General features: G+C 49.0%; 13 protein-coding genes. 10 read left to right on the top strand and 3 right to left on the bottom strand.

Translation table 11 applies throughout. From position 1 onward, the window contains the following. The first annotated feature begins 115 nt into the window (after positions 1-115). The 10 genes from G499_RS0111020 to G499_RS0110975 all read left to right on the top strand — a co-directional run bounded on the left by G499_RS0111020 (position 116) and on the right by G499_RS0110975 (position 14,387). Positions 116-847 (top strand): type III pantothenate kinase, encoded by a 732-nt coding sequence (locus tag G499_RS0111020; protein ID WP_026999993.1) that lies wholly within the window; start codon positions 116-118, stop codon positions 845-847. After that, positions 837-2,132 carry a BamG family beta-barrel-assembly machinery protein gene (gene bamG, locus G499_RS0111015; protein ID WP_154658412.1) on the top strand — a complete coding sequence of 432 codons (1,296 nt, stop codon included), beginning with the start codon at positions 837-839 and terminating at the stop codon, positions 2,130-2,132. The genes G499_RS0111020 and bamG overlap by 11 nt, the downstream gene beginning before the upstream one ends. Positions 2,133-2,135: 3 nt before the next feature. Beyond that, positions 2,136-3,500 carry a tetratricopeptide repeat protein gene (locus G499_RS0111010; RefSeq protein WP_026999991.1) on the top strand — a complete coding sequence of 455 codons (1,365 nt, stop codon included), beginning with the start codon at positions 2,136-2,138 and terminating at the stop codon, positions 3,498-3,500. A gap of 128 nt (positions 3,501-3,628) precedes the next feature. Beyond that, positions 3,629-4,159 (top strand): LPS export ABC transporter periplasmic protein LptC, encoded by a 531-nt coding sequence (gene lptC, locus G499_RS0111005; protein ID WP_026999990.1) that lies wholly within the window; start codon positions 3,629-3,631, stop codon positions 4,157-4,159. Positions 4,160-4,262: 103 nt separating this feature from the next. Then, a complete protein-coding gene (locus G499_RS0111000; RefSeq protein ID WP_026999989.1) occupies positions 4,263-7,073 on the top strand; it encodes a UvrD-helicase domain-containing protein in 2,811 nt (936 codons plus the stop codon). Positions 7,074-7,307: 234 nt separating this feature from the next. Next, on the top strand, positions 7,308-11,060 hold the full coding sequence (locus tag G499_RS0110995; RefSeq protein WP_051296174.1) for a PAS domain S-box protein: 3,753 nt from the start codon (positions 7,308-7,310) through the stop codon (positions 11,058-11,060). Then, positions 11,047-11,430: a response regulator gene (locus tag G499_RS0110990; RefSeq protein ID WP_026999987.1), complete on the top strand. Its 384-nt coding sequence runs from the start codon at positions 11,047-11,049 to the stop codon at positions 11,428-11,430. Before G499_RS0110995 ends, G499_RS0110990 begins: the two co-directional genes overlap by 14 nt. Before the next feature lie 41 nt (positions 11,431-11,471). Further along, positions 11,472-12,488 carry a hypothetical protein gene (locus G499_RS0110985; RefSeq protein ID WP_026999986.1) on the top strand — a complete coding sequence of 339 codons (1,017 nt, stop codon included), beginning with the start codon at positions 11,472-11,474 and terminating at the stop codon, positions 12,486-12,488. A gap of 19 nt (positions 12,489-12,507) precedes the next feature. Continuing rightward, a complete protein-coding gene (locus G499_RS0110980) occupies positions 12,508-12,930 on the top strand; it encodes a thiol-disulfide oxidoreductase DCC family protein (RefSeq protein WP_026999985.1) in 423 nt (140 codons plus the stop codon). 143 nt (positions 12,931-13,073) lie between these two features. Beyond that, positions 13,074-14,387: a TolB family protein gene (locus G499_RS0110975; RefSeq protein ID WP_026999984.1), complete on the top strand. Its 1,314-nt coding sequence runs from the start codon at positions 13,074-13,076 to the stop codon at positions 14,385-14,387. A gap of 204 nt (positions 14,388-14,591) precedes the next feature. Here G499_RS0110975 and G499_RS0110970 read toward each other — a convergent pair whose 3' ends face one another. The 3 genes from G499_RS0110970 to G499_RS0110960 form a co-directional block, all read right to left on the bottom strand. Next, entirely contained in the window at positions 14,592-15,779 is a 1,188-nt protein-coding gene (locus G499_RS0110970) for a hypothetical protein (RefSeq protein ID WP_026999983.1), read from the bottom strand. Between the two features lie 901 nt (positions 15,780-16,680). After that, on the bottom strand, positions 16,681-18,249 hold the full coding sequence (gene odhB / locus G499_RS0110965; protein WP_026999982.1) for a 2-oxoglutarate dehydrogenase complex dihydrolipoyllysine-residue succinyltransferase: 1,569 nt from the start codon (positions 18,247-18,249) through the stop codon (positions 16,681-16,683). 126 nt (positions 18,250-18,375) lie between these two features. Then, on the bottom strand, positions 18,376-21,102 hold the full coding sequence (locus G499_RS0110960; RefSeq protein WP_026999981.1) for a 2-oxoglutarate dehydrogenase E1 component: 2,727 nt from the start codon (positions 21,100-21,102) through the stop codon (positions 18,376-18,378). Between the last annotated feature and the right edge of the window lie 117 nt (positions 21,103-21,219).

Here is a 21,219-nt window from a genome sequence, read left to right as displayed (position 1 = left end):
CACAGACAGCCTCGGCCACCCTGCCGCCCGTGTGGGGTTGTTTGTAGGGTTGATTTTGTGTAGCTTGCCTGCGTTTATGCAGTGCAAATTTATCACTAAAATTTAATATAGTGCTATGTCCGTATCTCTCTGTGTAGATTGGGGCAATACCCTAGGCAAGGCGGCTATTTTTGAGGGCGACACCTTGGTGTGTATCGAAAAAGTAAACGATGAGGTTGGCTTGACATCTTTGATCTCGCAGTACAACCCACAGGCAGCCATTTTTTGCTCTGTCAGCCGTCCCTTGGCTGATTTGGTAGCGCGTTTTGGCACACAGCTGCCCCTCATTACCCTCGACTACCGCACTCCGCTGCCCATCCAGAATGGCTATCACACACCGCAAACCTTGGGGGTAGACCGCTTGGCGGCGGCAGTAGGTGCCTGGGCTTTGTACCCAGGGCAGGCTGCCTTGGTTATTGATGCGGGTACTTGTATCACCTACGACATCGTCAGCAGCGAAGGGGTCTTTTTGGGGGGCAGCATCTCCCCGGGCTTGCGGATGCGCTACCAAGCCTTAGCACACTTTACGGCCAAGCTCCCCGATTTGTATGCCCAAAAACCCACCGATAGCCCCACATTCCCCGGTCGCGACACAGCCTCGGCCATCCATAGCGGTGTGGTGGGAGGGATATTGGCCGAAATAGCAGGCCTCCGCCAGCAAAACCAACAATTGTATGGCCATTTCAATACCCTAATTTGTGGGGGAGATGCAAATTACTTTGAAACTAAAATAAAACCTCCCATATTTGCAATTCCTGAACTTACCCTCATCGGACTGAAAACCATTTTGCACTACAATGCGATATAGCATATACCCAATCATCTGCGCGATTTGTGGGATGTTGTTAGCGAGCGGTGTTACGCTACGCGCACAAGACTTGGGCAACTCTCCTTATTCTCAACTAGGCATCGGCGATTTAAGAACACATAATTTTGTGTTGAACCAAGCTATGGGAGGCTTTGGCGTGAGTTATGGTAGCCCATTTTTTACCAACAATCTTAACCCAGCCTTGTTAGGCCGCATAGTTAACACCATTTTTGATGTTGGTGTTCAATCAAAATTAAGCGCTCTCACTTCTGAGCGCGACTCTCAACAAGACTTTGGTGCGGGCATTATGCACCTGTCTTTGTCCTTCCCGGTAAGCCCCAAATGGGCTATTCAAGCTGGGCTAATGCCTTATAGCGCTGTAAACTACCGCACGCGTTATACCCGAATGATTGAAAACTCTCCTTTTGAAGGGCTTTTTGAGCAGAACGGTACCGGCGGCGTAAACAACTTCTTCGTGGGTACGGGCATCAACCTCTACAAAAATCGCATTTTCGTAGGCTTGAAAGCCCACTACCTTTTTGGTGTTATCCAACGAGAAACTTCTACTGAAATATTCATTGGAAACAACAGCAACCCTACACTGACGGGTCTCAGTGTGCTCAATGAGCGCAACAACTTCTCGGATGTGGTCTTAGAGCCGGGCTTGGCATTCAATGTGTTGGTGGGCAAGTATGTGCTCAATGCCGGCGCCGCCGTTACGATGGGCAAGGAGCTAAACACCCGTTTCTTCAGAGCCATCGAGCGCCGTAGCGCAGGGGGGCTGGCTTACCAAACTGATACCATTGCCGTCAACGAATTAAGACCTGCCGTCATCCCAACCAACTACCGCGCAGGCATCAGCCTCGCCAACCGAGACCAAACTTGGGTAGTAGGTGTAGATGCTCACTTACTGTCTTATAACAGCTTTGCCAACACAAGATTTAGCTTTGGAGATACTGACAATACTGGTTATAGCGTTATAGTGGGAGGTGAATATTGCCCTGACTACAGCGCTGTGGATAGTTATTTCAAGCGTGTGATTTACCGCGCCGGAGTAAACTATACACAAGAAGGGATTCGACTCAATGGACAACCTGTAACAGACCTATCTGTCAACCTAGGGATGTCTATGCCGTTCTCGCGCCAATCTACCTTGCTCAACTTGGCCTTTACGGCAGGGCAACGCGGGGTAGATTTGCCCGGCAGTCTCAAAGAGCGTTATTTAAAGGTAAGCTTAGGCGCTACCATAAATGACCGTTGGTTTATTAAACGTAAATATGATTAAACTATGAAAAATCTATCACTACTCATCTGCTGGCTCATAGCCCCTTTGATGAGCTTCTCTCTGTATGCACAAGAATGGAAGTGGGGCGATGATGAGAAGACTGCCAAAGAAAAGTATGCCCTCTTTACCGACAATGAGGGTGGCGATGCTTTTGCCGCAGCCAAAGAACCCCTTGAGTGGTTGCTTACAAACACTCCTGACCTCAACCTAAGCCTTTATATCAAAGGCATACGAGTGTATGAAAATTTGGCCAACGCCGAACAAAATGAGGAACTAAAGGCCTCTTACCAAGATAAGGTGCTTGAGCTGCACGACAAACGCATCTCTCTTTTTAATGATGACCGCGCCAACGTGCTCAACCGTAAGGGCTATTATTATTTCAAGTACAAATACCAAGACCCTGCTGAGTATCCCAAGATGTATGACTTCTACCAAGAGGTCATCAAGCTTAATGGTGCTCAAACTTATACCCAAAACCTGACCTATTTCATCCACATCTTGTGCCAGCTCAAAGACATGGAGCAGCTCACTGAAGAGGATGTGTTGAGCGGATATGACAAAATCATTGCAGTCATTGATGCCAACGAAAACAATAGCACTTGGCAGCAAGCCCGTGATTATGTGGACCGTACGCTCACCAACTGCGTTACGCTTGACTGCAACTTCGTAAACAATGTCTTGGCTCCTAAGATTATGAATGCCGAGAAGTGTGATGTAGGGCTGGCCAAGCGATTTGTGTCGGCTAGCTTCAACGCTGAATGTGGCACAGACAACCCTGCGTTTTTGAAAGCCAACTTGTGCCTCTTTGAGGCAGAGCCTACCCACGCTACCGCAGTGATTTTGGGCTTGCTCTATGGCAAGAAAAATGACGATGCCAACCAGAAAAAATTCCTCCTAAAGGCGCTTGAGCTTGCCTCAAACGACGAGCAAAAGCTGGATGCCAACATCAAGCTCTATGGTGCGACAAAGAACGAAAGCTACCTGAGCGAAGCACAAAAGTATGCCAATGACCCCAAGCAAAAAGCTCAGCTCAATATGCAGTTGGCAATTGTGAAGTCGCAACAAGGCCTAAAATCACAAGCACGCGAGCTTGCCCTCAACAGTGGCGCCAACGCTTATGATGTCTATACTTTCATCGGAAACCTTTACCTTAACAGCTCCGATGAGTGCCGCTCTGACTCTCCTGTGAAGAGCAAGTTGTACGCTATTGCAGCTTATAATGCCTACAAACAAGCCGGCAACAATGACCGTGCAGCAATGGCTCAAAAATACTTCCCTACCAAAGAAGAGGTTTTCGTAGAGGGCTTGCAAAACCAAACCCTGCCTGTAGGCTGCTGGATTGGTGGTACGGTTACTTTGCCTTACTAAGCTCCCCCTAACCTGCTTTTAAAAAAAAGCACAAAAGCCCTCCTGACAATCTGTTGGGCGGGCTTTTTGAACTATATGTCGTTGCTCCTAAAAAGCCCCTCAGTAGAGTCCCTCACCGTTTTATACTTATGCAACTCATTGTCAAAATACTTACTTGTCTAGCCCTGACTGCTGCTTTGGCGGCCTGCCAATCCAAAGACAAGAAAAAGGATATCACCCCTTATGAAGGGCCTACCCTGCGCGCAGAAAACATTGAAACCAGCTACAGTGATTCGGCCAAAATAGTGGTCAAGTTGTTGGCTCCCTTACGCTTCGACTATGCTTCGGGCAATTTAGAGTTCCCCGAAGGGCTAGAGATACAGTTTTTTGACAAAAAAGAGGTGCTCGAAACCAAGCTTACTGCCGACAAAGGCTATTACAACAAAGAACAAAATCTCTACACAGCTTCGGGCAATGTAGTGGTCGAAAATGTACAGCAAAACCGCGTCTTGCGTACCAAAATCCTTCATTGGAAGCCCATAGAGCGGCTGGTGTTTACCAAAGAAAAAGTTCATATCATCACACCTAAAGATGAGCTTTTTGGCATTGGCCTAGAAGCCCTACAGGACCTCAGCCGCTACAAAATCATCCAACCTACCGGAACATTGGCTGTAGACTAATGGCGTGGCTGGCCACCACTACCAGCAAAGACGCTAAAATGGGGCGTTAGGCATTTTTATATCTCAGGCAAATATGCTAATTTGTGCTTTTGCCTGTCATTCGATGCCAAAATTCAAAATCTATAGCTCCTCTGCCGGCTCCGGCAAGACCTACACCCTCACCAAAGAGTACCTCAAACTGGCCTTACAGTCAGACGAACCCTCTTATTTTAGGCATATCCTAGCGATTACCTTTACCAACGACGCAGCCAACGAAATGAAGGCGCGTATTGTGAAGGTGTTGCGCAGCTTTGCCTATCCCGAAATGCTCAGCGACAAGGAGCGCCGCGATAGCGAACAACTACTCCAAACCATTGCAGACGAAACCGGCCTGCCCACTGCCACCATCCGCAGCCGCGCCACACAGACCTTCCGCAAGATTGTCTACAACTACACCGACTTTGCTGTCAGTACCATTGATAGCTTTGTCAATGCCGTCATCAGTGCGTTTACTTATGAACTAAATATCCCCCACAACTACGAAATAGACCTCGACACGGCCCAGCTGATGCGCAATACTATCCAGCGCCTGCTCGAAAAAGTAGGTACTGCCGAAAAACCAGAGCTGTCAAAAACCGTGGTTCGCTGGGCCATAGACCGTGTGATGGAGGGCAAGGCTTGGAGCAAAATTGGGCGCGACCTAGCCGAGTTTGCCCAACAAGAACTGACCAATGAGCGCTCTTACCGATATGTCAACAAAATCAAAAAACTACAACTTTCGGATTATGAGGTAATCAAATCACAAATCGATGCCTATCTCCTCGGTATCGAACAACAAATTATCCATGAGGCACATACGGCTCAAAATCTCCTCATCACAGAGGGACTGACAGCACAAGACTTTTACCAAAGCACCCGGGGAATAGGGGTGTTTTTTGAGAAAAAAGCGCTATTTGACCCCAAAAATGACAAACGAGAGCTATTGCTCGACTTAGGCAACAACTATGTCAAAAAAGCCATCGAAGAAGATATCTGGTACTCTACTCCTAAGAAAGCCAGCGCCGACAAGATAGCCATCCAAGCCCGCATCGATGCCATAGCCCCGCGCCTGCGGGAGTGTTATGAGCGCATTGCTGCCCTGATAGCCCAAGAACAAGAAAGCTTTGTACTTACAGACCTCATTCAGCAATACCTCTACCAAATCTCCCTCATCCAAGAGATAGAGCAAGAGCTAGAGGCCTTCAAACGAGAAAACAACCTCATCCATATTTCGGACACCAACAAAAAAATTGCCCATATCATCGCCAATGAGCCGGTGCCGTTTATTTATGAGCGGGTGGGCGAAAAATTTCACCATTTGCTGATAGACGAGTTTCAGGATACCTCTCAGCTCCAATGGCTCAACCTGATGCCCTTGGTAGAAAATAACCTCTCCGAAAACCACTTTAACCTCATCGTAGGCGATGCCAAACAAGCCATTTATCTATGGCGTGGGGGCGAAATGGAGCAGTTGGTCTATCTCTACAAAGGGCAAATGGAGCGCCTCGCCGAGATGACCGAAGAAGACCAACTCTGGCTCGAAGAGCGCTACCTTACCTTGAGCCGCGAACACAGTCCGGCTCAACTCAATTTCAACTTCCGCAGCACACACGAAGTAATTGGCTTCAATAATGCGTTTTTTCAGAAAATCGTAGACCTCTACAGCCACGATTTCCCACTGCTGGGAGAGATTTATGACGAAAGCTTCCAGCAGCAAATCCCTCCGGCCAACCAACGTACCGGAGGCCATATCGAAATAGCCGTGGCTCAGGGCAAAAGTGATGAGTACCTACAGCGTACCCTCGACTTGCTGGGTGAGGCCGTTGGCCAAGCGCTAGCCGATGGATTCCGCCTACGCGATATTGCCGTACTCTGTAGGGTCAAAAGCAAGGCTAGGCACATTGCCGAATACCTCACCGCTCAGGGTTATGAGGTGATTTCGCAAGACTCGCTCTTGGTACAGGCCGATGAACGCATCCTCTTCCTGATTGCTTGGCTCAAAGTACTTAATCACCCCGAAGATCAACTGGCACGCGCCAATGCTTGGTACTTGTTCCTCAAGACCGTGCTCAAAATCACTCCTGAAGACCCCGAAAACCAAAAAATACAAGCACTACTCAAAGAAGACATCCTGAGCTACCTAGAGGCCTATGCAGTGTTGGGCTACCCCATCCCCTATACCCAATGGCAGCAGATGCCACTCTATGAGCTGATAGAACAGATGAGCCGGCATTTCGGCCTGATGCAAAGCGCCTACAAGCTGGAGTATCTCTTCCGGCTTTTGGACTTTGTGCTGGAATTCCAACAACAAAAAGGGGGTAGCTTGAGTGAGTTTATCAGCTTTTGGGGTGAAAACCGCGACAGCCTAGCCATCAACACGCCCGAACGTGATGCCATCATCATCACCACCATCCACAAATCAAAAGGCTTGGAGTATCCCGTCGTATTGTTGCCCTTCGCCGATTGGAGTACCACACCGCGCACAGGAGAAAAACTGTGGGTAGACCTCCCCCCCGACAAACTCCCCCAGCTTACTAACTCACAAACCGGCCAACGCCTCAATAGTGTCATTGTGAAAACGGGCGCACTCCTTGAAAATACCTTTCTTGAGGAACAAAACCGCCGCGAACACGAGAAAAAATTCATCGAGGCGCTCAACCTCCTCTATGTGGCCTTTACCAGAGCCGTACACCGCCTGTATGTAGTGGTAAAGGAGGTAGCCCCCGGAAAAGACAATATCAGCGCCCTGATATTCAGGTATTTAGCAGAAGATTTTGACCTCACCGATGCCAATGACAAACCCGACAGATTTGTCTTAAAACAAGGGCAACCCTACCAAGCCAAGGCCGAACAAGCCGACGACTCCCATATCTTTTGGATAGAGCTGCCAGAGTAGCCCATCATCGGTCTACCGATGAAACCACCCCTCTGGGGCTTTGTTAGCAACGTAGTTGCGGCAACATAGGTAGAAAATGGGTTTTATGCATATATGGACATTGAGCCTTCCTTGGAAACAAGCAGGTTATTTGTTGAATAGTCCCTAATAGCCCTGATTCTAAGCATACAATGCCACACTTTTGAGGATAATTTAGTATCTTCGCCTAGACAACCCGAGACTCCTTTCGCAATTATGGCCGATAGTTCTAAGGCATTGACACGCCAAAACAAACAAACATTGGTAGAGAGCCTGCTGCAAGCCCAAGCCGAAAACCAAGCACTCAAAGCCCAGCTACAACAGCTCAACCCGACTTTGGCGCTACCCAATATGGAAGCCCGCCTGCACCAGTCGCTAGATTATACCTTTCTATATGCCATTACGCTCAAAGCGGATGGCACCATCTTGTTCTGCAACAGCCACTTTGTAGAAGTAATGGGCTGGAGCAAAAGCGAACTCATAGGCAAGAACTATTTTGATATTTTCCCACCCGAAGAAGAGCGGCAAACCCGCCGCAAGGAATTTGAGAGCCGTCTGCAAAAAGGTGCTTTTCAGGCCGATGCGGATAGGGTTATCTTGACACGCCAGGCCGACGCACGTTATGTACACTTCAACTGGGTCCCTTGGTACGATAGCGAAGACACCGTGTTGGGGGTTACCATCATTGGCGAAGATGTTACGGAAAAGCATCAGATGTATGCCGCTTTGCGCGAAACCAATGCCGCCTTACAGGATTTGTTTGACAACTCCAACGACCTCATCCTCATCATCTCCATGGAGGGGTCGCTGTTGTTTGCCAATAAAACATTTCAGAAAAAACTAGGCTATACCAGCGAAGAGCTCAAATCGGTCAATATCCGGCACTTGCTCCATCCCAAAAGCTTGGACGACACCGTTGGTTTGGTCAAAAAAATCAGCCTTGGCTTGACCAACCAACGCTTTCAGACGGTCTTGCTCAACAAACAAAATAAACCGGTATACCTTGAAGGCAGCCTTACTTTTCGGATGGAAGGCGGGAAACCCACTGCCATCAGGGGGATTTTGTATGATATTACGGAGAAAATACGTGCCGAAAAAGCCCAAACGCTTTACTACAGCATTGCCAACCTGACCATCAAAAGCCATGACCTACACCAGCTTTACCATAATATCCACGAGGAGCTGAAGAAAGTAATAGAAGTAAGCAACTTCTACATCAAGCTCTATAGCGCCGACAAGCAGTTCATCCAGTTCCCATTTTATGTAGACGAGCAGCGCATTACCGAAGCCAAGGTTACGCGCCGTAAGGCCGGAGGAGGGCTGAGTGATTTTGTGATGCGGGGCAAAAAAGCTCTTTTCCTTTATCAAGAAGACATAGAGGCCTTGGTTGAGACGCACCAACTCAACCTCTACGGACCTATGCCCAAGGTCTGGATTGGCGTACCGCTCAAGTTTGAGGATGAGGTAATCGGCCTGATTTCGGTCAAATGCTACCGCAATCGTGATACTTACAATATCCACGACCTAGAGCTGCTTGATTTTATTTCGGGGCAGATTGCTCTGGCCATTCAACGCAAACAAAACGAAGCCAAGCTTCAAAACCAAACCGCCCGACTACAGGCCATCTTTGAGAGCGGTTCGCACTTGATGTGGTCTTTGGATAGGCGGCGGCAGCTGACCTCTTTCAACCGTAACTATGCCAAGTTACTCGAAAAAGTTTATCAAAAACGGCCCTATATTGGCGCACCTTTCGATGCCATTCGCGAAGATTTGCAGAAAAACAACAGCCTCAGCGCTTGGGATACCTATTATGACCGGGCCTTTGCAGGTGAAAGCCAATATTTTGAGCTCGACTTTGAGACCCCTGACGGCCATCAGTGGCAGGAGGTCTACCTGAACCCTATCCGCCTAGCCGACGGGAGTATACAAGAGGTGTCGGCCATTGCACACGACATCACAGCCAAAAAAAAGTCAGAGGTAGCCCTGATAGAGAGCGAGGAGAAATTCCGGAACATCTTCGAGTCTTTTCAAGATATCTACTATCGCTCTGACCTGCGCGGGCGCATTACCCTCATCAGCCCATCGCTCTATGAGATGAGCGGCTACCAACCCGAAGAAGTGATGGGCTGCTCAGTGGTAGACTTCTGTATTGACCCTGACAAATACCGCCGCTCTATCTACGAGCTGTTCCGAAAAGGCAAGCTACGCAATGTAGAGCTTCCTTTACGTATCAAAGACCGCCGTGTGATACAGTCTATCTCCAACCTGCGCTTGGTCTATGACCACCAGCAAAAGCCCATCGCCATCGAGGGGGTTGTGCGCGATATTACGGAGCTGAAAAAAATATCCGAAGAAGCTATGCGTGCGAAGGAGCTGGCCGAGAAGTCATTGCAGGTCAAGCAGGCTTTTTTGGCCAATATGAGCCACGAAATCCGTACACCGATGAATGGCATCATCGGGATGATAGACCTAATGATGAGTACGGCGCTCAACCGCCGCCAACAGGAATATATGGATACAATCAAGAAGTCGTCCGAAACCTTGATGCATATCCTCAACGACATCCTCGATTTGTCCAAGATAGAAGCCGGGAAAATGGAGCTAAACGAAGCCCCGGCAGACATACAGCTAGTGCTCGACAAGGTGCGGGCGCTGTTCTTACAGCAGGCCCGCAGCAAGGGCAACCAGTTTGAAATACAACGTGAGGCTGATGTGCCCCGTTATTTGATGCTTGACGAAACACGCCTCATCCAAATCATCTCTAACCTAACTTCTAACGCCATCAAGTTTACGGAGCAGGGGCAGATTCGCCTCCGATTGGAAGTATTGGAGCAAAATAACGATGAGTACCTCCTCAAGTTGAGCGTACACGATACCGGCATCGGGATTGCTCCTACAGACCAGCTGCGCCTATTTCAGACCTTTAGCCAGCTCGATAACTCTTTCTCCAAAGCCTACGCTGGCACAGGCCTTGGCCTAGCCATCTCTAAAGAACTCTGCAAGCTGATGCAGGGCGACATAGGTGTGTCTTCGACTAAAGGCCAAGGCAGTGTATTTTGGTTTAGCTTTAAAGCCAAAGCCCTCGCAACAATGCCTTATTTTGAGGTCGATGAGCAACCAGAGGAAACACCTACTTTCTTGGAACAGCTCAAAGCCCGCGCTCCACATATCTTGGTAGTAGATGACAATGCCGTCAATAGGAAGGTCGCCGGGGAAATCCTCAAACACGCCGGGTGTGTGGTTTCGCAAGCCGCCGGAGGGCAAGAGGCCATCGACTTGTTGGAGCAAGGGCAAACCTTTGACCTGATTCTGATGGACATACAGATGCCGGATATGGACGGAGTGGTGGCTACACAGCGTATCCGTAAATTGGCCTTGCTCAATACCCCGCCTATTATTGCCATGACGGCCTACTCGATGAAGGAAGACCGTGAGAAATTTCTCAACCAAGGGCTAGATGATTACCTCCCCAAGCCCATCAATGCCCAAGCACTCGTAACCAAAGTACAGACTTATGTGCTTGACCAACTCAGCATTTTGCAAGAAGCTACTGGTGCTGTCGAGTCAGGCCCCTCCACCATCATTGAAGACTTACCCAGCCGCCTGCCTGACGAAGTAGTAGACCCTGCCATCATCACCCAATTGAGCAAGTATGGGGGCTTGCATCTGGTACAAGAAACACTCGAAGAATTTGAGCAAGAGGCCCTACAACTCATCGAGCAAAGCGAAAATGCCCTCAGCCAACGGGATTACCCCGAAGCCCTACGACACCTACATACCCTCAAAGGCAATGCAGGCACCCTAGGAATCAACGCCCTCGCCTTTAGCGCCCAACAACTGGAATCATTACTCAAAACGCAGCAATATGAAAAAATAACCAAAACTTGGCTTGAATTGAAAGAAAATTTTAACAAATTTAGAGCACATTATCAGCAACAACTAAACGCATACCCTCATGAGCAACTCTGAAAAGAAAATCTTAATCGCCGAGGATAGCTCCGTGATTCAGAACATCGCAGCCAAGGTATTGTCTTTTCAGCAATATAGCATCACCCCAGCCAAAAATGGCAAAGAGGTGTTGAAAAAACTTGAAAATGAGTACTTTGATGTGATTTTGATGGATATCAATATGCCTCAGATGGATGGGATGGAGTGTGCCCGGCAAATCCGAGCCCTATCGGATGAAAAAAAAGCGGCCATCCCCATCGTAGCCATTACCGGAAACGCCAAAAACTACTCTATGGAAGATTTCAAAGAGGCCGGTATCCACGAATATGTGCCCAAACCTATTGATTTTGACAGATTAGTAGAGCTTGTAAAGCAATTGACCAAGGACTAAAAAGCGACTTTTGCCAAAGACGGCCTGAACAATTAGACGGTATGATTCAATTTACCATTTGGGAAGAAAAGCAACCAAACAAGGGAGAAGATGCGCCCCCTTCGCTTTTGATACGTGAGCAGGCGCAGGGTTTATTGGCTGTGTATGATGGGCTAAGCCAACCAGAAGCGCTCTTTTCGGTCAGCCCGACTGTCGAGAACGAAACACAAGAGTTGTATAGCCAAGGCTATGTGGCGGCGCGCCTAGCCAAAACCATTACCGAGGGCTTTTTTAATCACGCCGAGTTAGATGACAACTTTGCCGAAAACCTTGAGTATAGCCTCAAAGATGATTTTGGTACCTATCTCCGTGCGCAGTTTGGTATCGAAGAAACGCCACTATTCACCAAGCCTTTTCCGACAACGATTGCCGGGATGTATGTGCGCCCCCTCAGCCCTACCCAGTGGCAAACCATCGCTTTTTGGGCCGGCAACTCCCGCTGTTATGCCCTGACCACACTGGGCCTACAACAGCTCACCCAAGACGACATCAACCCCTCGCCCGACTTGCTCGAAAGCCTGTTGGGCAACCAGCCCGATGCCAAAATCTATAATTACATCAACAGTATGGGCGACTTTCAGCTACAAGCCAGCAGCTACACGCTCGCCGGTCCCTTGGTACTGATTGCGGCTACAGACGGTTGTTATCAGGGCTTCGAGCATAACCTATATTTTGAATATACCTTGCTCAAAACCTTGTTTGAGAGCGATGACTTAGCCCAATGGCAAAACACACTCACCCAAGTACTGCTCCAGAGCAGTAATGATGATTTCAGCCTCAGTTTGTGGGCTAGCCCTACGCTCGATTCTCTGACCCACCTCAAGGTGATGCTCTTTGCCCGTTATCAGAAGCTGACGCGAGAGTTGATTCAACCGCTCGAAGCACTCGACCAAACCCTACAGTCTTTGCGCTATGAGGCCGCATACCTCCAAATGAAAATAGAACAAATAGACGAAGAACGCCGCCAAACAGCCCAAAATTTGCTCCAACAACTTGGTGGCAATTCGCTAACGCCCTAACCCAATCACTCCCAGAACAATGGAACTCCCCCTGCCCGAAGCCGCCCAAGGCTTGATACTCTTCGATGGTGTTTGCAATTTATGCAATACTTCGGTGCAGTTTATACTCCTGCGCGACAAGAAAGGGTACTTTGCCTTTGCTCCGCTACAGTCTGCCGTAGGGCAAGCCGTAATGGCACATCACAAGCTCCCCACAGAGGCCCTAGAGAGTGTCTTGTTGTTGGAAAATGGCAGGCTATACACTCATTCTACCGCTGCGCTGCGCATTGCGCGAAGGCTGACAGGGCTTTGGCCGATACTATATGTAGGCGTAATTATCCCCAAAATATTGCGCGATGGCCTCTACCACTGGATAGCACGTAACCGCTACCGCTGGTTTGGCAAACAAGAAGCCTGTATGATGCCCCGCCCAGAGTGGAAAAACCGCTTTTTGAACGCATAAACTTCGCCTTCGTTACCTCAAAACAAATGGGTATGGGCGATACCCCAAATACGAAGCAGGGATTGGGTCGTGGTAGTTTGTAAGGTTTTGTGTAATTTTGAACCATCATATTACGTTTTTACCTCAAAACAGCCTTAGAACTTATGCGATACTACTGGTCGATTATCGGGATGGGTATATGTTTGATGTGGTTGGGACTGATGCCAACACAAGCGCAGTTTGTGCCGCCACGAATCCTCAAGCACCCCGGCAACATCCGCATCAAAGGCGAAACCATTCTCAATAGCCGATACCGCGAAACCAACCTTTCTATCTCGCCTGACGGGCGCTATCTTTTTTTTATGTCGGGTCGAGGGCAGCAGGTTTGGTCCACGCCTTTTTATACCACCTACAAAGGACACCCAGAGTTTGATGGAGATATTTGGTATAGTACTCGCGATGCCAATGGCCGGTGGCAAGCGCCAGTGTGTGTCAGCGCTTCGGTCAATACGGCGATGGGAGAAGATGAACCCAATATCTCAACAGACGGGCAGCGAGTGTATTTTCAGAGTTGGAGAGCCGACTGGTCGCGCTCGATGGGTCCTTATTATGCCGCTCAGCTCAACGGCACACAGTGGGGTGCTCCCGTTGGGCTAGGGGGGGGGATTACACGTTTTTTTGTAGACTCACAAACCAAAACCCCCACGAGAATAGCCTATGCCACTGATGGGGCGACGATTTCGCCCGATGGCAACATTTTTATTGTTGCCGCCGGCCCTGACTACCAAGGCGAGATGGATTTGTACATCAGCCGCAAAGATGCGCGAGGCGTATGGTCGTACCTCAAGCGCCTGACTATCAGCTCTATTGGCAACGAACGTGCCCCTTTCATTGCAGCCGATAACAAAACACTCTACTTCGCCTCCGATGGTTATGCAGGTTGGGGCGGGTTAGATATTCTCAAAACCACACTCAACGATGACGATAGCTGTGGAGAAGTCATCAATATTGGAGCGCCCTTCAATACCGTCAATGATGACTATGGGCTGATTATGCCAGCTAGTGGCGAAGAAGCTTTTTTTGTGCGCGATGGCGATATTTACAGCGCCGATATTCGAGAGGCCAACCCCGATATGAAGCCCCAAACAATACTGATGGTCAAAGGTAAAATCACGCTTGACCGTACCCAGCGCGGGACAGAAGCCCTAGTCTCTATCAGACACCCCAGCAGCAATGCCCTGATTGTACAGTGTGTAAGCAACGCGGCCACAGGGGAATATGCCGTACTAGTCCCGATTGAATATGCCAATTTCATTCACGAAGTAAGCAAACAAGGCTACCCCGAAGTAACACAACAGCACAAAGTGGTGCTCAAAACCGGATTTAATCTGGTAGAGGCTGATGTGGCGCTGAGCCTTACGCCTCCTGACAAACCTAAACTGTTGGAAGACGAAGGCGCCGCCGAGACAGGCAACTAATCTTATTTTCACACCACTGGACATTTTTCAAACCCCACGGTTAAAACTGTGGGCTCAATCTCATTGTACCCCCAAAATGAGACCTCAGCTTGTCTTGGAGCTGAAGCTCCGAGCTACTTTTCCAAAAATGGCCAGTGGTGTGAAGGAGTGTTTTATCATCACATAATTTCCCATTTTTGATTGGCATTACGAGCCCTGAGTAGCTTATCTCGCTCTGATGCGTAGGCTACCCCCATAGGCGAGGCGTTCGCGCCAGAGCAATTGCCCATTTTGGGCGTTCAGGCAGAGGAAGTTCAACTCTGAGTTGCCTTGTACAAACAAAAAGAGCTGGTTCCCAAACAAAAGGCTACGCTCTACCTTGTGGAGCTTTTCGAGCCCGGCGGCCTCTGAGACATTCACACGGTATAGCTCCTCCCCTTTGTCGATATTGATTTTGCTAACCATCAGTGCCGATTTATCTTGGTTGAGGTTGTTTTGGTGAGCCACAAACACCATCGATTGGTAAGGCTCATTGGCGGGGCTGTCGTAGCGGAATGGCTTCAGCAACGCGCCTTTGAGAAACACAATCTGGCTCAAGGCTTGGTTTTGTGCGCTTTCAGACTGATTTTTTTGTTTTGCAGACGGCCTGTTTGCCTCATCAAATGTTTCGATGCTGATTTCGATACGGTTGCGGTTTTGACTTGGTGGCTCGATGTACAGGGTTTCTTGTGGCCCACCCATCAACCGTACACGCTCCCCTAAAACCGGATTGGCAAGGTGGTGTTTGGCCGTTTTGAGTAGTTTGGGGGCAGAAGACCTGTTGTAAACCTCCTTATTATGCGGCTGTACGCTCCAATCTGAGAGTGAGATTCGGTATATTTGGCCTGTTTCGGTAGTCCAGTAGAGGTTATTGTCTTCGCCGATATCCCATTTCAGGCACGGGTTCAGCTCTGGGTATTTTTGAGTCAGCGCTTGGATGAGCTGCTGCTCAGACCCTATCCGGCGGCTGGGGTCTTGTAACGATACCAGGAAAATCCGCTCTCTGTTTCGGTCTCCTAACCTGAACACAAAGAGGGTGTCCCCTTGGGTGTATCCTAGGTGGATATTGCTGTTGCTCCAACTACGGCTTGAAAGATGTAGGTGTCTGCGGGCCAACTTGGGCTCAGCCTGTGGATCAAGACGATGGATATAGTTATGATTGGTAGAACCCCCTCTGCCACTGGTAAAGTTGCTGTATTGCAACAAAAATACTGGCTGCCCTGCTTGCTCTAGGTAGTATACCTCTTCGAGCTGATAGCGTTTCTTACTCAGGTTGTCCATCAAGAACAAGACCACAAACATCATCCCGCCCAACAAGAGCAATACCCCCAGCGTAGCGAAGACATAATCTTTGAAAGTAGCCGTGTGTGCCATAGGTTTAGTAGTGTGAATAGTGAAATGAATCAAAAGCTTGTCAGCGCATACAACGTCGTGTTGACTTTATGACTACGTATCATCCGCCCTGATGGTTGGCCTACAAAAGGTTGCGTTTGGTTGGGGCTTATTATTTGGGATTTCATTTGAATGAAAACTTTGAAAATTAGTATTATAAACAAACGAAAAAAGTATTATTTAATAATATTCAAGATACAAGTATTGTAACAGACGTAATTTTTATGTTCTCAAAAGTAAAACAGGTTGAAACAGCTGAAACAGTAAACGTGATAGATTTTTTATTAGTAGATAATTCAAATTTAGAAAATACAGAAATATTAAACTCTAAAATCAGGCACTTAGAGAACAAGTTCGGCTTAAAACCAACTGACGACTTGGGAATAATACGAATTACAAACTAAGTAACAAAAAAATGCACAAGCACACAACATTATGTTTGCGATGAAAGTCAGCGAAGCCAAAAGGCGGAGTGACGTGCAAACTTGAAGCTTTGTGCTTCTATCAAAGTGTTCTGCTTAATTGAAAGTAAGCGCTCCGAAATCCGCCACTGTGGCAATACCCGAACCGTTGTGGGCTATTTTAGAAGACACAACTGAAAATGAATGAAAGAACTCATCACGCCACTGGCCATTTTTGGAAAAGTAGCTCGGAGCTTCAGCTCCGAGACAAGCTGAAGCCTCATTTTGGGGTTAAAATAAGACTTACCCCTCAGTTAAAACTTGTGGGGTTTGGAAAATGTCCAGTGGTGTGGTTTGGGTATATCTTGCAAGCCTGTACAAGCCCCGGGTAAGCCCCACACACAGGAGTATACATTCGGAAAAAAGCCCCCAACGCTGCGTGCGAAGGAGGCTTTTGTGAGTATATTGCCTTGGGGTGTGGTTTACACTTCCAAAAGCAGGCGCTCGGGTGCTTCGAGCAATTGCTTTACACGCACGAGGAAGCCTACCGACTCCTTGCCATCGATGATGCGGTGGTCATACGAAAGGGCGAGGTACATCATTGGGCGGATGACCATCTGGCCGTTTTCTACCACTACGCGCTCCACGATGTTGTGCATCCCGAGGATGGCCGACTGTGGGGCGTTGATGATGGGGGTAGACATCATAGAGCCGAAGATACCGCCATTGGTGATGGTAAAGGTACCGCCGGTCATTTCGGGGATGGTCAGCTTGTTGTCGCGGGCTTTGACAGCCAGCTCCACAATGGTTTTCTCTATTCCGGCAAAGCTGAGCATTTCTGCATTTCGGATTACGGGCACTACCAAGCCTCGTGGCGCAGAGACGGCAATAGACACGTCGCAGAAGTCGTTGAAGACGATTTCGGTCTCATCTATCATCGCATTGACTTGTGGGAACTCTTTCAGCGCTACGCAGCAAGCTTTTACAAAGAAGGACATAAAGCCAAGGCCTACTTCGTGTTTGTCTTTGAAGAGGTCTTTGTACTTCTTGCGCATATCCATAATGGGCTGCATATTCACCTCGTTGAAGGTGGTGAGCATGGCCGTTTCGTTTTTGACGGATACCAATCGGCGGGCAATGGTTTTGCGCAAGGCCGACATACGCTCGCGGCGTTGGTTGCGGCTACCACCTTGGGCGGCGGGGGCAGCAGGTGCTTGGTTAGTCGAAGCAGTGCCGGCGCTGCCATTGTTGGCGGGGGTAGAGGCTTTGGCTTCTACGGCATCTTGCTTGGTGATGCGTCCGCCTACGCCGGTGCCACTGACATCGCTAGGGCTGACACCTTTCTCACTCAAGATTTTGGCGGCAGCGGGCGAGGGATGCCCGGCGGCGTGGCTGCTGGTAGCGCTGGTACTACCGGCGCTGGCTGTCTGGGCGACGGGTGCAGGGGTATCAGCGGTCTTTCCACTGTCGGCGGGCACTTCGTCGGTTACTTCTATTTTACAGATTAGGTCGCCGATGGCCAATACATCGCCCTCTTGGGCTACGATGCGCAAGATTCCGGCTACTTCTGCCGGAAATTCTTGCGTGGCTTTGTCGGTTTCAATTTCGACCATAGGCTCATCCAAGGCCACAAAATCTCCATCACTCTTGAGCCAAGTACCGATGGTTACTTCTGTAATCGATTCGCCAAAAGGTACTACACGGATTTCTCTTGTTTCTTTCACAGTATTAGAGGTTTGTTCAAACTTTTGTTGGGTAGGGGTGCTGGCGATGGCAGAGGCTGCTACAGGTTTTTGGGCTGTAGCGGTGCTGGCCGTCGCCGGTGCTATAGAGGCCACAACAGTTCCTACGGCTACAGTTTCCCCTTCGGCCACCAACACCGTCAAGATGCCGGTAGCTTCTGAGGGTAGCTCAAAAGCCGCTTTATCAGATTCTAGCTCACAGATAGGTTCGTCTTGAGATACCATATCGCCGCTTTGCTTGAACCATTGGGAAATGGTAACCTCTGTGATAGATTCTCCTACAGGTGGAACTTTGATAGCGATACTCATACACTTTTTTTACTAAAGCAATTGGACATCCGACGGCTAGGGCCTGCTAGTAGCATTGTCGGGAGATGAGAGTTTTCAAAAATAAGCCTCCGGAACAGTACCGAAGGCTTTTGAAAAATATTTATATTAAGCAAAGGCCTTTTCCAGAATAGCCTGTTGCTCTTTTTCGTGGACTTTAGAGTAGCCTGTTGCTGGCGAGGCGCTGGCCTTGCGCGCAATCACGCTGAGCGAATCATAGGTATAGGCACGATTCACATAAGTCCAGTAGCCCATATTTTCGGGTTCTTCTTGTACCCACACAATTTTGGCCTTGCTATACTTGCTGATTTCGAAATGTACGGCCTTAGAAGGGAAAGGATGTAGCTGCTCCACACGGATGATGGCTATATCTTTGCGTTCTTCGGCTTGTTGTTTTTTGTACAAATCATAATATACTTTGCCAGTACAGAGCAGTACTTTCTTGACCTGCTTGGCATCTACATAATCATCTCCGATGACTTCTTGGAAACGGCCCTCTTGGAAATCTGCGATGGGCGAGCTTACCAATGGCTCACGCAGGAGCGACTTGGGCGACATAATCACCAAGGGCTTACGGAACTCCCAGGTCAGTTGTCGACGCAAGGCGTGGAAGAGGTTGGCCGGGGTAGTAAGATTGGCCACGATGATATTGTACTCTGCCGATAGCTGCAAGAAGCGCTCAGGGCGGGCGTTGGAGTGCTCGGGGCCTTGGCCTTCGTAGCCGTGTGGCAAGAGCATCACTAGGGCGTTCATACGTCCCCACTTGCTTTCGGTAGAGGTAATGAACTGGTCTATCATCACTTGTGCGCCATTGGCAAAATCACCAAACTGCGCTTCCCAAATCACAAGTGCGTCGGGGTTGGCCATAGAGTAGCCAAACTCAAATCCCAAAACGGCATACTCCGATAAGAAAGAGTTGTAGATGCGCATACGCTCTTGTTCCTCGGCGATATAGTCGAGCGAGAAATACGGTTCGTTGGTTTCGGTATCGAGTAATACCGCGTGGCGGTGCGAGAAAGTACCTCGGCGCACATCTTGTCCACTCATACGGACTACCTTGCCTTCGGCTAGCAGAGAGCCATAGGCCAATAGCTCGGCAGAAGCCCAGTTGAGTTGTTTTGACTTAAAGAACTGGTCTTCGCGGTCGGCCAAGAGGCGCTCAATTTGGCGCAGGGGCTTGAAGCCTTCCGGAACTCTAGCCAAGGCCTTGCCTACCTTTTCGATCAACTCAGCAGAGATGCCGGTTTCGGGTGATTTTTCAAAATCAGTAGGGCTGGCTGTGCGCAGCTTAGCCCAAGCCTCTTCCATTGGCTGGAGCTTGTAGGGCACTGCCTTTTGCTTGACCATATTGAGGCGGTCTTGTAGCATCTGTCGGAACTCTGCGTCCATTTTCTTGGCCAAGTCCGCATCTGCTTTGCCACGGGCGGCGAGCTTTTCGTTATAAATTTCGCGTGGGTTTTGGTGCTTGGCGATGGCATTGTAGAGCTTAGGTTGGGTAAACTTAGGCTCGTCGGTTTCGTTGTGGCCGTGGCGGCGGTAGCACACCATATCGATGAAGATATCGCGGTTGAACTTCTCACGGAACTCTGCGGCCAGCTTACAAGCAAACACTACCGCCTCCACATCATCTCCGTTGACGTGAATGACGGGTGAGTCGATAATCTTGGCGACATCAGTACAGTAGATGCTAGAGCGTGCATCGTCGAAGTCGGTTGTAAAACCTACTTGGTTGTTGATGACAAAGTGGATGGTTCCGCCCACGTGATAGCCTTCGAGTTTGGCCATCTGTACTACTTCATACACCACGCCTTGGCCGGCTACGGCAGCATCTCCGTGGATGAGGATAGGCAGCACTTTGTCTACGTTTCCGTGGTAGAGCCCGTCTATTTTGGCTCGCGCATACCCTTCTACTACAGGGTCTACGGCTTCAAGGTGTGAGGGGTTAGGAGCCAGCTGTAGGGTAATAGGAATACCGCTTTCGGTAGTGATGGTATTGGAGAAGCCCATATGGTACTTCACATCGCCATCGCCCATCACCTCTTCGGGGGGGGTACCTTCAAACTCGTTGAAGACAGCCTCGTAGGTTTTGCCCACAATGTTTACCAATACATTCAGGCGGCCACGGTGTGCCATCCCTATCACCACTTCTTTGGTGCCTAGCTCGGCGCTGCGGTTGATAATGGCATCCAAGCCCGGGATAGTCGATTCGGCTCCTTCGAGCGAGAAACGCTTTTGGCCTAAGTATTTGGTTTGGAGGAAGTTTTCGAACACTACAGCTTCATTAAGTTTCGACAAAATGCGGTGTTCAATTTCGGCAGTAGGTTGATATTCGAGTGATTCTTTTTCTACCTTTTGCAAAAACCATTGGAGTACCTCCGGCTCACGGATATACATAAATTCAAAGCCAATGGTTTGGGTATAGATTTTTTCGAGCGCCGCGATAATGTCACGCAATTTCATTGGCTGCCCCGTAACGGCAATACCTGATTGGAACACCGTGTCAAGATCGGCTTCGGTCAAGTCAAAATCTTCGAGGTTCAGGCGTGCGCGGCGGTCTTTGCGTTGGCGTACAGGGTTGGTCTTGGCGAGCAAGTGCCCACGCCCACGGTAAGCATAAATCAGGTTGCGTACTTTGACTTCTTTCTTGATGTCTTCGTCGGTAGCTGTTCCGGCTGTAGCCGCACTACTCCCATTGGGGTAGCTGGCCGAGAACTCAAAGCCTTCAAAAAATCGTTGCCAGCTTTCGTCTACCGAGTGTTGGTCAGCTTTATAGGCGCGATACATTTCGTCGATATAATCTACGTGCGCATTGCTGATGTATGAGTATTTATCCATTGTGAGCACTAGGTTGGGTTTCAGTGGAATTTGTATACAAAGCTAAGAAATAGTTTGATTTTTGGAAACTCGTAACAAAGCTTCTTTTCAGCCTTTGTTGACGATACCTCAAAATTA

Origin of the sequence: Eisenibacter elegans DSM 3317, assembly GCF_000430505.1 — a bacterium.
GTDB classification, from domain to species: Bacteria; Bacteroidota; Bacteroidia; order Cytophagales; family Microscillaceae; genus Eisenibacter; species Eisenibacter elegans.
This window is presented reverse-complemented; position numbering and strand designations above follow the sequence as displayed.

What these genes read in the sequence shown, in the direction of transcription:
- G499_RS0111020 (WP_026999993.1), top strand. Translation starts at nt 116, where the DNA reads ATGTCCGTATCTCTCTGTGTAGATTGGGGCAATACCCTAGGCAAGGCG.
- bamG (WP_154658412.1), top strand. Translation starts at nt 837, where the DNA reads ATGCGATATAGCATATACCCAATCATCTGCGCGATTTGTGGGATGTTG.
- G499_RS0111010 (WP_026999991.1), top strand. Translation starts at nt 2,136, where the DNA reads ATGAAAAATCTATCACTACTCATCTGCTGGCTCATAGCCCCTTTGATG.
- lptC (WP_026999990.1), top strand. Translation starts at nt 3,629, where the DNA reads ATGCAACTCATTGTCAAAATACTTACTTGTCTAGCCCTGACTGCTGCT.
- G499_RS0111000 (WP_026999989.1), top strand. Translation starts at nt 4,263, where the DNA reads ATGCCAAAATTCAAAATCTATAGCTCCTCTGCCGGCTCCGGCAAGACC.
- G499_RS0110995 (WP_051296174.1), top strand. Translation starts at nt 7,308, where the DNA reads ATGGCCGATAGTTCTAAGGCATTGACACGCCAAAACAAACAAACATTG.
- G499_RS0110990 (WP_026999987.1), top strand. Translation starts at nt 11,047, where the DNA reads ATGAGCAACTCTGAAAAGAAAATCTTAATCGCCGAGGATAGCTCCGTG.
- G499_RS0110985 (WP_026999986.1), top strand. Translation starts at nt 11,472, where the DNA reads ATGATTCAATTTACCATTTGGGAAGAAAAGCAACCAAACAAGGGAGAA.
- G499_RS0110980 (WP_026999985.1), top strand. Translation starts at nt 12,508, where the DNA reads ATGGAACTCCCCCTGCCCGAAGCCGCCCAAGGCTTGATACTCTTCGAT.
- G499_RS0110975 (WP_026999984.1), top strand. Translation starts at nt 13,074, where the DNA reads ATGCGATACTACTGGTCGATTATCGGGATGGGTATATGTTTGATGTGG.
- G499_RS0110970 (WP_026999983.1), bottom strand. Translation starts at nt 15,779, where the DNA reads ATGGCACACACGGCTACTTTCAAAGATTATGTCTTCGCTACGCTGGGG.
- odhB (WP_026999982.1), bottom strand. Translation starts at nt 18,249, where the DNA reads ATGAGTATCGCTATCAAAGTTCCACCTGTAGGAGAATCTATCACAGAG.
- G499_RS0110960 (WP_026999981.1), bottom strand. Translation starts at nt 21,102, where the DNA reads ATGGATAAATACTCATACATCAGCAATGCGCACGTAGATTATATCGAC.